At 61.0% G+C, this 15,341-nt stretch carries 1 protein-coding gene (cut by a window edge); it reads right to left on the bottom strand.

What is annotated here, in order from left to right:
• On the bottom strand, window positions 1-15,341 hold the beginning of the coding sequence (locus Q0D44_RS01860) for a putative Ig domain-containing protein (RefSeq protein ID WP_294131524.1). 21,847 nt of this gene lie to the left of the window's left edge; 15,341 of the gene's 37,188 nt are visible here — the first part of the coding sequence; the start codon lies at window positions 15,339-15,341; its stop codon lies off the left edge, out of view.

Raw genomic sequence — 15,341 nt, 5'->3', positions numbered from 1 at the left:
ACCACGCTGACCACCTGCAAGTCGGCAGGCGCGTTCGTCACGCTGGTTGCGGCGAACTTTGCGTTGTCGAGCGTGTTGGGGTCGCCGCCCAGCGTCGACTTGACGATGACGTAAAGGCCCGCAGCGGCAGGATTGAGCTTGAACGTCGCGCTGTTGGTATAGCTCGCCCCCGGATCGAGCGGCGAGAGATTCTGGGAACTGCCAAGATCGAATATGTTGCGCGCATTTTCCAGCAACGGCGCATCGGACAGATAGACTTGGTCCATCCAGCCATTGGCCTGTGCATCCCCGGTTGACCGCACTGTCCAGTTGACGGTGAAATCATCGCCGCCCTTGGCCGAAACCGGGGCAGTTACATCCGTCACCGCAATGGCGCGCGTGCTGGAAACAGGCGGGGTGCCAACGATCTGGATCGCCCGGGCGCGATAATTGCTGCTCTGGATTTCGGCCGGATCGTCGGGATTGACGTTGATCGCCAGCGAATCTTCCAGCAGCGTCGCATAGGGATCGACCCAGGGCATGATATAATATGTGCCGGACACCACGCTGGCCGGCAGGGTCACGGTCAGTTCGCGGTCATAGCCCTGCCCTTCCACCAGCGGGCCGCCGGTGTAGGCAACGCTGGTGAGCAATATGTCGCCAAGGCCGGGATGCGGCCGGTTCTTGTCCCTGGTCAGCCAGATCTGCTCGGTCCATTGGCCAAGATTGCTGGTGCCCGCGCCACGATTGGTCACGGTATAGCGCACCGGCACGCTGTTGCCCTCGAACGCCTGGGCATTGGTGACGACATTGTCGACGACCAGATCGGCGAACGGCACCGGTTCGACATAAATCTGCTGCGCACGCACGTTGCTGGCGGTCGTGTCGTTCGGCCATTCGTCGATGGCGTTGCCGGTATCCGTGGCCACCAGCACGAACACATTGCCGCGGAATCGCAATGGCACGGTGAAGGTCGCGGAGCTGGACTCATAGCTTTCCAGCGAATCGAGCGCGATCGGATTGGCCAGCTGCGACACGAGAATGTCGTCGCCGCTGATCTTGTCATCCAGCGACAGCCAGACCTGATCGGTCCAGTTGCCATTGGCTTCGATCAGCCCCTGATTGATCACGGTGAAATCAACCGAGGCGGTGGCACCCGCTGTCACTCTGTCAGGCGCAATGATTTCGCTGATCTGCAAATCGGGACGCGGCAATACCGATACAAGGATGGATTGATCATCGACCGAACGGTTGTTCGCTTCTGCCGTATGCTCATAAACGGCGTCGGCTGCATCGGTGACGACAATCACCTCGAACCGGTCGCTGGTTTTGGCCGGCAGGCGCATTTCCTCGCGCCTTGTATAGCTGGTCCCCGCCGCCAGCGGGCCGGTATAGCTATAGGTGCCGATCAGCGTACCGGCGCCGCTATCGCCAGCCTTGCGCAGATAGACCCTGTCCACCCAGCTGCCTTCGGCTGCGCTCAGCCCTTCATTCTTCACCGTCCAGCTAATGTCGACCACGCCGCCCTCGACCCCATTGGTCGGCGCGGAGATGGCCGTGACGCGGAGATCGGGTGGCGGCGCAAGCGAGATGCTGATCGGGGCCGATGTACCGCTATTGTTGCCGGTAAAGGCAAATTCATAGGGCTGGTTGCCCGGATTTTCCCCGCCCGGCGCGATGACGACGATACGATAATCGCCCGCTATGCCATCTGGCAAAGTGAAGTTGGCGGTGCGGTCATAACTGTCCCCCACCCCTAAGAAACCGAGATGGTTGACGGAACCAAGCAGTATCCGGCCACTGCCGTCGGTCTTTTCCAGATAGACGCTGTCGAACCATTCGCCGGTGTTGGTCAGGCCGATGCCCTGATTGCTTTCCCGCCATGTCACATCGATGGACGTGCCCGATTGCGCCAATGTCGGCGCGACCACGCTTTCGATCTGGAGATCGGCCCAGGCAATGGGCGACACGTCAAAGAAGCCAGCCAATGCGGTCCGGTTCGCATCCGCGCCATTCTCAAACACCGCCTCCGTCGCGTCGGAACGGACGAACAGCGTGTAGCGACCATAGAATCCGGCAGGCAGAATCAGATCAAGGTTGGCGTCATAGCTATCGCCCAGTGCCAGCCCGCCCGAATGCACCAGCTCGCCCAGCAATATGTCATCGCCATCGCCAAATATATCATCACGCGACACATAGACGCGATCCGTCCAGCTGTCGGTGGTCCCCAGCCCGGTGCCGATATTGGTGACCGTCCAGCCGACAGTGACGCGCGCGGGATCGTTGATCGTCCGGGCTGGCGCGGTAACATTGCTGACCTCCAGGTCGGCATAAGGCGCAAGGCCCACAGTCAGCGCGACAGAGGCGCTATTGTTGGTTTCACCGACGTTGGTTTCAGGCACAGCGGCGGTGCTGTCGCTCTGCACGATGATGCGATATTCACCCGAAGCATCGATGGGCAGACGGACCGTGAGCGCGCCGTCGTACACTTCGCCAACGCCCAGGCTCGACCCGCGCACGACTTCGCCCAGTTTGATGTCCCCGGCACCCACTATGCCATCGCGGGAAAGCCAAAGGCTGTCGGTCCACCCGCCAATGCTGGCGCCGCTGCCGTCGTTGCGGACCTGCCAAGTCACGGCAATGTCGCTGTTGGATTGCGGATTGGCGCCGCCCGGCAGCGTGACGTTGATCGGCACCAGATCGGGATGGGTCAGAACAAGCGCGCCCGACGCGCCATCATTGTCCGCCTCTATGCCGCCTTCAAACACTTGCTGGCCCACATCGGCGCGGACAAGGATGTTATATGTGCCATCGGCGAGGTTCACCGGCAATGTGACCGACTGACGCACCTCATAGGTTTCACCCGGCGCAAGATCGAATGTGCGGACGATGCTGGCCAGCGTCGTCGCGCCCGAAACCGTCGTATCGTCATCCACATAGATGCGGTCGGCCCAGGGCGCGCTCGCGGTCACCGTGCCGCTGTTACGGATGATATAGCTGACCTCTACCGTTTCGCCCGGTCGCGCACCCGCAGGCGCAGTGACGCTTTCGACGACCAGATTGCCGGAAGGCGCGACAGCGAAGCGGACAGGGGTCGATACCCCGGCATTGTCGCCTTCAAGGCCATTTTCGAATACCGTGCTTCCGGCGTCCGTCACCAATATCAGGCGGTAATCGCCGCTGCGTCCGTCCTGCACGCGGGCCTGAACCGATACGGTATAGCTGTCGCCGATTGCCAGCCCGGCATCGCGCGACACTTCGGCCAACACCAGGTCATCCGCATCCGCGACGCCATCGGCCGACAGAACGAGCCGGTCGACATGACCGCCCGCAGCGGCGGCGTCACCGGTGTTGCGCACCCGCCACGACACCGTGAAGGGATCGCCGCCCAGCACGGTGGCAGTCGGGCCGGATATGGCCTCGGTCACCAGATTGGGCGCGCGGCTGGTAATGGCGAGGTTCGCAGGGCCACCGACATTGTCTGCCCGCGTATCCGGTTCGACAATGTCCTGCGCCGCATCGGCCACGACATAGATGCGATAATTGCCTGACGTGACGTTCGGCAGCGCCAGCGTGCCCGAACCATTATAGCTGCCACCTTCCGCAAGTCCGCCTGTTCGGGTCACATTGCCGAGTATGACATCGTCTGCATTGCCGATAACGGCGTCGCTGCTCAATATCACCCGGTCCGACCATGTAACACCGTCAGCCGTCGCCACACCGGCGTTCGTGACGGTCCAGCTGACCGTAATATTACCGCCGCCTAGGCCATTGGCGGGCGCGCTGACATTGCTGACGCGCAAATCTGCATATTGGCGCGCGGTAACGGCGACCGCCGCTTGCGCGCTATTATTACCCTCGGCGGCAACACCGGCCGCCGCCTCGCGCACGCTCGTCTGCCCGTTCGCATTGCTGTCGGCGATTATGGTGACGCGGATGTCGCCAACCGCGCGTTGCCCTTCGGGCAGGGTGAAGCTGGTGGTGCGGGCGCGGCTTTCCCCTGCCGCCAAAGCGCTGGTCGTGATGATCGTGCTGTTGAGCAGCGTCTCGCCGGTGGTGAGATTCTGCACCAGCAGGCGGTTGTCGAACCCTGCAAGGGTGCCGACATTGCCCAGATTGCTTTCGTTCCATGTCAGCGTGATGACGTCGCCCGAAGCGGGCGCGCTGTTGCTGATGGCCAGATTACGTATCTGGAGATCGGGCGCGGACGTGATGGTTTCCGCCGTGCTGTTGTTGGTTTCGCCAGTGGCGGTTATATTCGCTTCGGCGACCTGATCGAAAATATCGGTCACCACCGAAAATTCGAAAATGCCCTGCCCCACTATCCCGGCTGGCCATGTGATCTGTGCGGACCGTTGCGCCGCCTCCTCCGCGCCCAATGCGCCGGTGAAGCCCACCGTGGCGACCTGAACCTGCTGGCCGGTCATGACATTGCGCACGAAAACCCGTTCGCTAAAGTCCGCCGCCGTCGCACTGTTGCCCGCGTTTGTGGTGGTCCAGTTGACCGTGACGGTATCGCCGGGGTTCCAGCCGCCAGCCGGGTCCGCCGTAACGGCGGAAACGACAAGATCGCGGAACGGCGCCAGCTGGGACGTAAACTCCAGCGTCGCGGCATTGTTCGTTTCGGCGGTGCCCAGGATATTTTCTTCGCTGATCGTGTTGGCGACGTCGTTCGTCACCGTCACCCCGATCCGGCCAACGCCGCGATTGCCCGTGGGCAGCGTCAGCGTGGTTTGCCGCTGCCGTTCACCTTCCGCAGCGATCACTGTGCCGCTGTCATCCAGCAGGATGTTGCCGATAATCTCATTGGTATCCAGATTGCGCAGCAACACCCGGTCCTGCCACGCGCCATCGGTTGGTCGCGTCCCCTGATTGCGGGTTTTCCAGCTGATGGTAATCTCGCTGCCGGAACTGATCGTGCCGCTGCTGCTGACCGCAAGCTCGATCGGGATGAGGTCGGGCGAGGGCCGCACTTCCAGTGAGGAGATTCGGATAGGCGCGATCAACGTGTTTTCGATGACGTTGAAACTATAGGTCCCGACCGATGCGGCCTGCTGCACATAGCCCTCGATCAGCAGCGTGTAGGAACCGCTGTCGGGAAGGACCAGCGTGTCGACATCGTTCATGTCACCGGCAAAGAGCTGCCGGCCATTGGGCGCGATCAACCGCCAGTGGGTGGACACGCCCGCATAGCTGAGCCTGTCGAAGAAGAAGCGGTCGCCTGCTTCACCTTCAAACCGGTACATGTCGGTTTCGGCACCGGGGCTAAGCGTGCCATTGACCGGCACGCCCGGCGTGATCGGCAGCGCATCGGCGAGTTTTTGCAAACGGATGGAATAATCCCGGTCCGCCGTCGTGCCGCTTTCGATCCGCAGCACATGATCGCCTGCGGGCAGACGATAGACCACCTGGGCATTGGACCGGTCATAACTGTCCGTCTGGGTGAAGGGCAGCGCAGCAAAGTCACCGGCCGGGCCGGTCAGCCGCCAGCTGACATCGCCAAATGGCGACAGCGCATCGACATAGACCAGGGTTTCCTCGGTCAGCGTGAAAAGCAGATCTTCCCTTTGGCCGGGTTGATCGAGCTTGGAACTGATCGTCTCGCCCAGATCGATCGTGCGGCTCTTGTGGACCACCTTGTCGACCTGAAACTGGTAATCGACCGGGCCGCCTTCGCCGATCTGGCCTTCATAAGCCAGCGTGTAGACACCGGCCTTCTCAAGCGTGATGAAGCCGGTATCCGAGCGGTAATTGGCACTCATCGCCACCCGGCCATCGGGATCAAACAGCCGCCACTGCCCCGATCCGGGGCTGGAGATGAAATCGAAATAGATATTGTCACCGACAGCACCGGTGAATTTGTAAAGATTGGTGCTGTTGCCAGGCTCCAGCCGCCCGGTGGTCGGCGCGTTCAGCACAAGATCACTCGCCAGCGCCGTATCGAGCAGGCGGAAGGCAAAATCGCCGGTCAGATCATCATTGGCGTCGACCGTGATGGCGTAATCACCTGGCTCGAAAAATATCGCGCCCGGCGATGCGCCCGAATGAGCGTCGGCATTCTGGAAATGGCGCGAAAGGATCGTCCCGGAAGGTCCGGTCAAGGTCCATGCGAACTGGGTCGTATTGATCAGGCTGTCGAAGATCAGATATTGCGGGTCGCTGACGCTGAAGGTGTAACGCACCTTCGTGCCTGGCGCGGCGATCGTACCGTTGATCGTCTCACCGATGGTCAGCGGCGTGATGCTCTCGACCATGTCGACCACACGGAAACTCAGAGTCTGCGGCGCGGATGTGCCGACACGCCCTTCGATCAGGAGCGTATAGGTGCCGTCGAGCGGCAACAGCGGCTCCTCGACGTCGCCGACCCGCGTTGTGTTGAAAACCAGATTGCCGGCCGGGTCGATCAGCCGCCAGAAGGGATCGTTCGATCCGCTGAGCAGGTCGAAAAACAGCGCTTGTCCCGCCATAGCATCGAACCGGTATATTTCCGTCAGATTGCCGGGGGTGAGGGTGAGATCCTGCGTTTCGTTCAGGTTGATCGCTGTGCCGTCCGCCAGCGACGCCAGGCGGAATGAAAAGCTGCCGGTATTGGTGCCGGTAGCGGAAATGGCGACGCGATATGTGCCGGGGGCGAGCGTCATGACCGGATTGCCGGAAAATTCCGCAGAATCGGTGCCGTTGAAACTGCGCGGGGCGGGTGTCTGGGTCGGGCCGCTAATCTCCCAGCGCAGCGCGCCATTATTGGTCAGCGCATCGAAAACGACTGCGGTTTCTTCCGTCAGGGTAAATTCATAGCGCTGAACAGCGCCAGCCGCAGCAATCGAACCGCTGACTGCATCGTTGAGCGTCAGCGCCGTCATCGGCTGCGCCGCGGCGGTCATGGCGATGGCGAAATTATCGAAATCCTGATCGGCTGTCGCGCTGCCCTGACTGGCGCCCAGCACCAGCCGCCCGGCCTCCAATTCCATGCCGGCCACGAAGAAATCGGTGACAGCGGCGATGGTCGCGCCACCCTCCGGCGTGAGTTCGATCGTGACCAGCGATCCGCCATCGGTCCGCTCCACAACTATCCGCGCGCGCGCCCAATTGCCGCTCGCCAGCGTCAGGCCGGGATTGGCGATGTCGGTCAGCTTGACGCCATTATAATGGATGGAAATATGATTGGCGTTGACTTCGCCATTGCTCAGCGTGTCGAAACCGATGCCCAGCGCTCCGGCCAGATTGGCCTCCGGCGTCACCAGCATTCCCGGCCCGCCATTGCCATATTGGCTGACCGGCAGATAGAGCAGGCCAAAGCCGTCGGCATCTTCCGTCTGACCGGCGCGGCGGGTCAGGCGGAAATCGAAACCGAGATCGACGACATCCTGCCGCCCGCTGCCAGTGGCGGAGAAGGCTATCGAATTCTGGCTATTCACTTGCAGGGAATCGGTCAGCCTGATGACGTTATCCCCGCCATCAGCCAGTATTTGCGCCGCCGTCCCGCGATGATTGCCCAATATATAGGGCAGGCCCGCCACGTCGAAATTCTGGCTGGTCTGGCCACCGGCAGGCAGGATGGTCGGCTGATTGTAAATGAAGCTGTAGCTGCCATCCGTGGTCGCGGAACGCCGCCCTTCCACCAGCAAGGTGTAGGTGCCGGCCATCACCGCCGTCATCAGATCGGTATCGCCAAGACCCACAGGACCAAAAATCACCTGCCCCAGCGGGTCGATCAGACGCCAGCTATTGTTGCTGGACGAATTGCTGACCACATCGAAGCCGAAGCGCATACCGGCCGTCGCGGTGAAACGGAACATGTCCGTTTCCCGACCATTTTGGGCAATTGTGCGATTGAACGTGCCATCCGGCACCAGTTCCTCGGCAGATGCAAGGTCGAGCAGGCGGAAACTATAATCGCCGGTATTTTCCGCTGTCGCATCGATCGTCAGCGTATAGCTGCCCGCGCCAAGGCTCAGGACCGGATTGCCGCCAAAATCAAACCCGTCGGAATCATGCACATTGCGGCTGGCGACCTCGACACCATCGGGGCCACGCAACGTCCAGTTGAATATGGTCGCTGTCGTCAGCGCGTCGAATACCAGCTTGCTGGCCGCGCCGAGCGTGAAGCTGTAGGCGTCGCTTTCGCCGACCGTGCCGATCGATCCGTCCACACGCGACCCGATGGTCAGCGCCGCATTCTGCGTGGTGATGGGATAGACGCCAAACTGATAGTCGGCGACCGTCGCGGTATAGGCCCGTCCCTCGATCAGCAGCGAATAGACGCCGCTTATGGGGAGTTCCAGCCCGTCAATATTACCGACCGTATTGGGGCCGAATACTTCATTGCCGAACGGATCGATCAGCCGCCACCGCATGTCGTTGTGAACGGTGCCGCCGTCAAAGAAGAATGTTTCCCCCGCATTGGCAGCGAAGCGATAAATGTCGGTCTCGCTCGTGGGTGTCAGCGTTCCCGATACCGGCGAACCCAGCGTCAGTGGCGTACCAAGGGAAAGGTCACGCAAACGGAAGTTATAATTGCCCGTCACGCTGCCGACCGCGTCGATCTTCAGCTCATAATCCCCCGCACCCAGTCGCAGGACCGGCGACGCCGTGAAATCGGCGGAATCCGTGTCGCTAAAGCGCCGGGCACTCACAACCTCCCCTTGCGGGCCGGTCAGCGTCCAGTTGATGTCGCCCGAATTTGTCAGGCTGTCGAGCATGACCAACGTTTCGGCCGTCAGGCTGAAACTGTAGATATCGCTTTCGCCCGGCTGTGCGATGCGACCGGAAACACCATTTGGGTTGGTGGTGCGCAGCAGAGCGTCACCGCTCAATGCTATACTCTCAAAATCGAGCGCGTAGAGGAGACCGCTGGTCCCCGTCGCCGGCGGACTGGTCATCCCGGCGGCAACATCAGCCTCGCTGCGCGCAATGTCCCAGATGCGGAAGCTGTCGACTGCGCCTTCCCATTGGCCGTAGCTGGTCTCGACCTCCTCATACTGGCCGATCAGCAGCGGCTCGCCCGCATCGGCATTATTGCCGATCCTGATCGTTCCCGATGCCTGCTCCACCCCGTTCACGAGGATTTTCATCGCCCCGCCGTCACGGTCGGCCACCAGCGCGATATGCGCCCATTCACCTGCAGCGATCAGGCCGCCGCCAGTCTGGATCGACTGCACCCCGGACGCATCGCGCACCGCCGCCCAGACGGACCCGTTGCCGTTCACCGCAATCCGATAAGGTGACGTGCTATGGGTCGATTTGGCAACCAGCGACGTCCAGCTGTTGGTGAAGCGGTCGAGCTTAAACCAGCCTTCGACCGTCAGATTGCGGCTTGGCGATACCTCCGCACTGCTTGGCACTTCGACATAATCGACCCCACGCAGGGTGAGCGCATTGCCGCTCTTGCCGGGCTGAATCTGTGGTGCCTGGGGATTGGGGCCATCCAGCGTGATCGCCACCGGCGGAGTGGACGCAACCTTATAGGCAGCAAAGCGGAAATCCACCGGCCATTCACGCCAGACGCGCGGTTCGACGATCAGCGTATAGACGCCGCCGATCGCCAGTGCGCCACTTTCCCGTGACGCAAAGTCGACTGGGCCAAAAATCTGGCGGCCATAAGGATCGATCAGCCGATACGAAACCCTGTTGTTCGAATTGGTCACCTGCTGAACGTCGAGCAGCAGATTGTCGCCCGGATTGACGTTCAGCCGATAGGCGTAGCTTTCCGATGAACCGCTTGCCGTCTGCGAAATCGCGGTATCGAACGGCACCAGCGGCGCGGCGGACAGGTTGAGCAGGCGGAAGGCGAAGGCTCCGGTGGCAGCCCCCGTGCCATCGACCAATATGGTGTAGGTGCCCGGCTCAACCGTGAAAACGGGGTTGCGCCCGCCCAGTTCGTAACTGTCGCCATTGCGCAGATTGTTCGATATCGAAAAACCGCCCGGCCCGGTGACGGAAACGACCATCTGATCATTGTCATGCAGACTGTCGAACACCATCATCGTGCGTTCCGCGACGGTGAAAGTGTAGGTCCGCTTGTCGCCCGGCGTGTCGAGGCGTCCTTCGACCACGCCCTTGACGTTTGCAAGGTCGCGCAAAACCGGAATTGCCGCGCCGGTAACACTATTTGTCACGGCACCCGACGTCACCGCGTCCAGACCCAGTCGCAACGCCAGGCCTGTAGTGTCGGTCGGCGCGCCGACATTCATGGTCGCGGCGATCTGCGCCTCCGTGCGCCCGCTGCTCCAGACCCGCACCTCGTCCAGCCCGCCCTCGAACTTGCGATGGGCCTCATTATATTCGCTGGTGCCGCCAACAAACAAAGGCGTGGCAGGCGAACCGTTTGACAGCGCCGTGCTGACCGATCGGGAGGCTGCCAGCACGCCGTTGATATAGATTTTCATCGTCCCGGTGCTGCGTTCCAGCACCGCGGCGACATGGCTCCATTCGCCATAGGGAACCGCGCCGCTCGCCGTCTCCAGCGTGTCGTTCGATGCGCCGCGCATACTCGAAAAATGGATCTGGCCATTGGCGTTGAACCACACGGAATAGCCGCGCTGCCCCGCATCATCAGCCTTGTAAACGATCGGCGACCATGTGTCCGCCTGCCGATCGGGATTGATCCAGAATTCGACCGTCACATCCTGTCGCAGGTCAAGCGCGGGATCGACGATCTGAATCTGCTCATGGGCGGAAAATGACAGGGCGTTGCCGATCTTGCCCGGTCGCGTCAGCGCCGCGTTGGTCGTGCCGTCGATGACGATGGTCTGGGTGGGATTGGTCGGCTTTTGCAGGGTAAAGCCATAGCTCTGACTGGCGCTGGCATCCCACACCCGTCCTTCCACAAGGATGAGATAGCGCCCTGTCTTGGGCAAGACGATCTCGCGATTGTCCATGTTCGTCGGGCCGACGAACTGAAGGCCATCGGGATCAATGATCCGCAAAGAGGCGTTGGGCTGGCTTTGCAGATTCTGGTAGAATATCGTCTCGCCCGCCGTCCCTTCGAAACTGTAGACATCCGTTTCGCGCAATGGCGTAAGGTCGGAACGAACCGGCTGGCCAAAGTCAAGCGCGGTGGCGGACACCGTGTCGATCAGGCGGAATTCGGCACTGCCTGTCTTTCCGGCATTGCCGGAAATATCCAGGCTATAGTCGCCAGCGGGAAGCGTGAAGATGCGATCAGCGCTGTTTTCGTAGGAATCCGTGCTATAGAAATTGCTGCTGACAAGGTTCAGCCCGGCGCTTGAGATGGTCCAGGACATCTCGGTATCTGGCGTAAAACTGTCGAAATAGAAGGATTTTGGCGCGGTGAGTGTGAATGTATAACGCTGCTTCTGGGTCGGTTTGGCAATCGTCGCGGTCGTCCGCTCGCCAAAATTGAGCGCAATGGGCGCCGGGTCCGCCTCGATCCGCGACAGCGCAAACTGATAATTGATTGTGGCTGTATTGTCCCAGGGCCGCCCTTCCACCAGCAGCGTATAGGTGCCCGCACGCGGCATGGTGATGGCGGAATCGCGGAAGTCGGTGGGGCCATAAACGACCTGACCGAAGGCATCGAGGATTCTGACCGATCCATTGCCAGCCCCCTGAATACCGTCGAAAAATATCTTCTCGCCCGCGGTCGCCGTGAAGCGATAGACATCGGTTTCCCGACCCGGATCGAGCGTGCCGGACGTGCTGGAACCATCAACCGCGAGCAATGTCCCGGCGGCGGCATCAAGCAGGCGGAACTTATAGTCGCCCAGCGTCCGTCCGCCGGTTTCCACCTGCTGTGATCCACGGACCACCAGTTCATAATCGCCCGCCTCCAGCAGCATCGGGGTGCGGTTCTGCTGTTCGTAGCTGTCCGAATAATAGAAGCGGTTGCCAACCGAGGTCTGCGGCCCTGTCAGCGCCCATTCAAGATAGACCTCTGCGCTGAAATTGTCGAAAATCACGAGCTTCTGGGTATCGACCGTGAAGCGATAGCGCTGGACATCGCCGGTCTTGGCGATGGTGCCTTCAACGATGTCATTGAGCGTCAGATCGATCGGCGCGGGATCGGCCGGGCGATTGAGGATGAAGGCATAATTGTCGGATGCGCTGCTATCCCAGACACGCCCCTCCACGACAAAATAATAAGTGTCGGAAACGGGCATGGTGAGTTCGTGATAATCGAACCCGGCGGGACCGAACAATTGACGCCCGTTGCTCGAAAAAATGCGCCAGCTCGCGCTGTTGGGATAATCGCGCACGTCGAGGACGATCTTCTCGCCAGCGCTCGCGGTAAAACTGAAAATGTCAGACTCGCGCACGGGCGTGAGCGTGGAGGACGTAACGCTGCCATCCGCCGCGACGGGCGTGGCACTTGCAAAATCGAGCAGTCGAAAGCTGTAGGTGCCAGTGCTGCCCTGCACGCGGATCTGATAGTCGCCCGGTTGGGTCAGGTCGATAAATGTGTTTGCGTAATTCTCGAAACTGTCGGTGTAATAGAAGGCGCGATCCGGCGTGATGCGCCCGGATGGGCCAAACAGCGCCCAGGTCTTGCCCGTGTCGGGCGTCAGACTGTCGAAATAGACCCTGGTGGGTGCCGTTATGGTAAAGCTGTGGAGATCGATTTCGTCTGCGGCGCTCAGCGTATCGCTAACCGCAGCGCCGAGAGTGAACGCGGTGCCTGTACCCCTGTCGGGCGGTGCCGTGCTGCCGGTACGGCTGACCTTGAGCGCATAGTCGACCGGCGCGCCTTCCCACACCCGCCCTTCGAGGACCAGAACATAGGTTCCATCATAATCGAGCGTGAGCGGCACCGAACCATTGAACTGGCGCGCGGATGTGACGAGACGGCCCAGCGGATCATAGAGTCGCCAGAACGCATTGACGTTCGTACTCGAAATCCGCTCGACCGAGATCGCATCGCCTTCTTGCCCCGTGAACGCGAACATGTCGGTCTCGTTGCCCGGCTCCAGCCTGCCGGTGGTTTCTGCGTCAAGGGTCAGCGCAGTTGCGCTTGCAAGGTTGAGCAGGCGGAACTGATAATCGCCAGCCGTGTCCCCGGCACCGTCGACCGTCAGCGTATATGCGCCCGGCGCAAGATTGAGCAATTGGCTGCTACTGGTGTCGATCTCGGCTGAATCGGAATAGTAAAAATTGCGATTGGTGATTTCTGAGCCAAACGGCCCCGTCAGCGACCAACTCAGCGCGGAGTTTGCCGTCAGCGAGTCAAAGGCCAGCTTCGTCGCTTCGCTCAGCGTGAATGTGAAGCGATCGGCTTCTCCGGCATCGATCCGCCCGCTGGTCAGCGCGTTCAGCGTCAGCGCGGCAGCATCGTCCGACACCTTTAGCAGCTCTGCGGTAAATGCCGCGCTGCCCTGATTGTAGAGATAGCCTTCGACGGCAATCAGATATTCGCCCGTTTCGGGCAACTCCCCAAGGTCGATATCGCCCAGTCCCGAACCGTTGAGCAGCAGCGTGCCGTCGGGGCGATAGACCCGTATATACTGGTTGTTGCTGGCACTGAGCAGGTTGAAGAAATAATGGTCATCCTTCACCCCGTCGAACCGGAACAGCTTTGTCTCGGTCCCGCGCCGCAGGACACCGCTGGCGACCAGCGCGCCCGGCGCGATATCCGCAGCGGTCTGACCGGTCGCCTCGTCAAAGCGCCAATAGCCCGCAAGGCCGCTCTCGCTGCCCGTCAGCGGGCGCTGATATCCGCTGGCGATGTCGGCTGCGCTGCGCGCCATGCCCCATAGGCGGACATCGTCCACCTGCCCGTCAAATTGATAATTGCCGGTCGGTGCCGCACCGATGTTGAGCGCATTGGCGCTGTGGTTGATCGCGGCGTCATAGGCCTTTTCGGCAACCAGCGCGCCATCGACATAAAGCCGCAAGGTCGTGCCATCATAGGCACCGGCAACATGCTTCCATTGATCCGTCGCGAGCGGTGCTTCGACAAAGCCATCGTTCCAATTGTTGACGAAGAAGCGGACATTGCCCCCGACACGCACCAGCCCATAGCCGTTGCTCCATCCGGTATCGTTTATCTTGCTGACGATGCCCTGATAGAAGCCGCCGCCGCTGCGTGCGTTGACCCATGCCTCGACCGTGATCGCGGCCGGATTGAGTGCCGCATCGTTCGCGACTTCAAGCTCGCCGAGCGTGGCGACATCCCAACTGCGGTTGATCGTCCCGCCCTGCGCGGAATAGTCGAGCGGCGCGCCTGTGGGGTGCGCAATATTGGCCAGCGCGCCGCCATCCTCGATCGTCGCGCCAAAACTGTCCCCTGCGCTGATCGCGGTAGCGGTCGTCGAAAAATCGAGCAGGCGGAAGGCAAAATCACCGGTTGCGTCGCCATCGGCAAATACCGTCAGCTTATACTGCCCCGCGACCAGATTGAGCAGCGGGTCCCCGTTGAAGGAATCCGAACTGTTGAAATTCCGGTTGTTGATCACCTGACCACGCGGTCCGCTGAGCGACCATTTGAGGCTATCGCGGCGGATCAGATTGTCGAACAGCAGCTTGCTGTCGCTGGCGAGATCGAAATCGAACACCGTGCTGCTGCCTGCGGTCGCAAGGCGACCCTGCACCCGCTCGTTGATCGTCAGGGCAGCGCCGGTCTGCGTAATCTTGCCGAAGGTGAAGGAATAGCTGATGTCGGCCGTGGCCGAATTATACACCCGGCCTTCAATCTCCATCATGTACGTACCGCTGCGGTTCAGCAGATAGGCACCGGAATCGTCGAACCCATGTGGCCCGGTGACATATTCGCCGTCCGGGCCGATCAGCCGCCATGCTGTCGATTCAGCCGGATAGCTGTGCGCGTCGAAGAAGAAACTGTCCCCGGCCAACGCGTCGAACTTGTACAGCGCGGTTTCGTTCGCCTTGTGCAGCCCGTTGACGACATCACCCGGCGTAAAGACGTCGGCATTGGCTGTATCAAGCAAGCGGAATGCATAATTGCCGGTCGCGTCGGCCCGCCCATCAATGCTGAGCGTATATTCGCCCGCTTGCAAATCGAGGATGTTGCCCCCCGAAAAATCGTAGGAATCCGACTGGGCCAGATTGCGGTTCGAAACAATGCTGCCCTTCTGGTCCGCCAGTGCCCAGAACATATTGTTGGTGGCGGTAAGAGAATCGAACACCACCTTTTTGGGTTCGGTCAGGGTGAATGCGAAGCGATCGGTTTCGCCGGGCACTTCGATAGTGCCGGTGATCGGCGGCACGTCCGCCGCCAGCAGCAGGCGCGGCTCGACCGCTTCGAAATGGAGCCGGTTTGCCAGACTGGAGGAATTGCGCAGCGCGGCCCGGCGACGCAGACGCCAGTCCCCCGGCAACCGGTCCAAGGAGCGCCGCCCGCGGGCCAGCAAGTCGCCCAACTTGCGAAATGCCTTTACGTCCTGCTCCAT

Source organism: Sphingobium sp. (genome assembly GCA_023266575.1).
Taxonomy (GTDB): Bacteria; Pseudomonadota; Alphaproteobacteria; order Sphingomonadales; family Sphingomonadaceae; genus Sphingobium.
The sequence above is the reverse complement of the archived record's forward strand: the minus strand, read 5'-3'. Positions and strand labels throughout refer to the sequence as shown.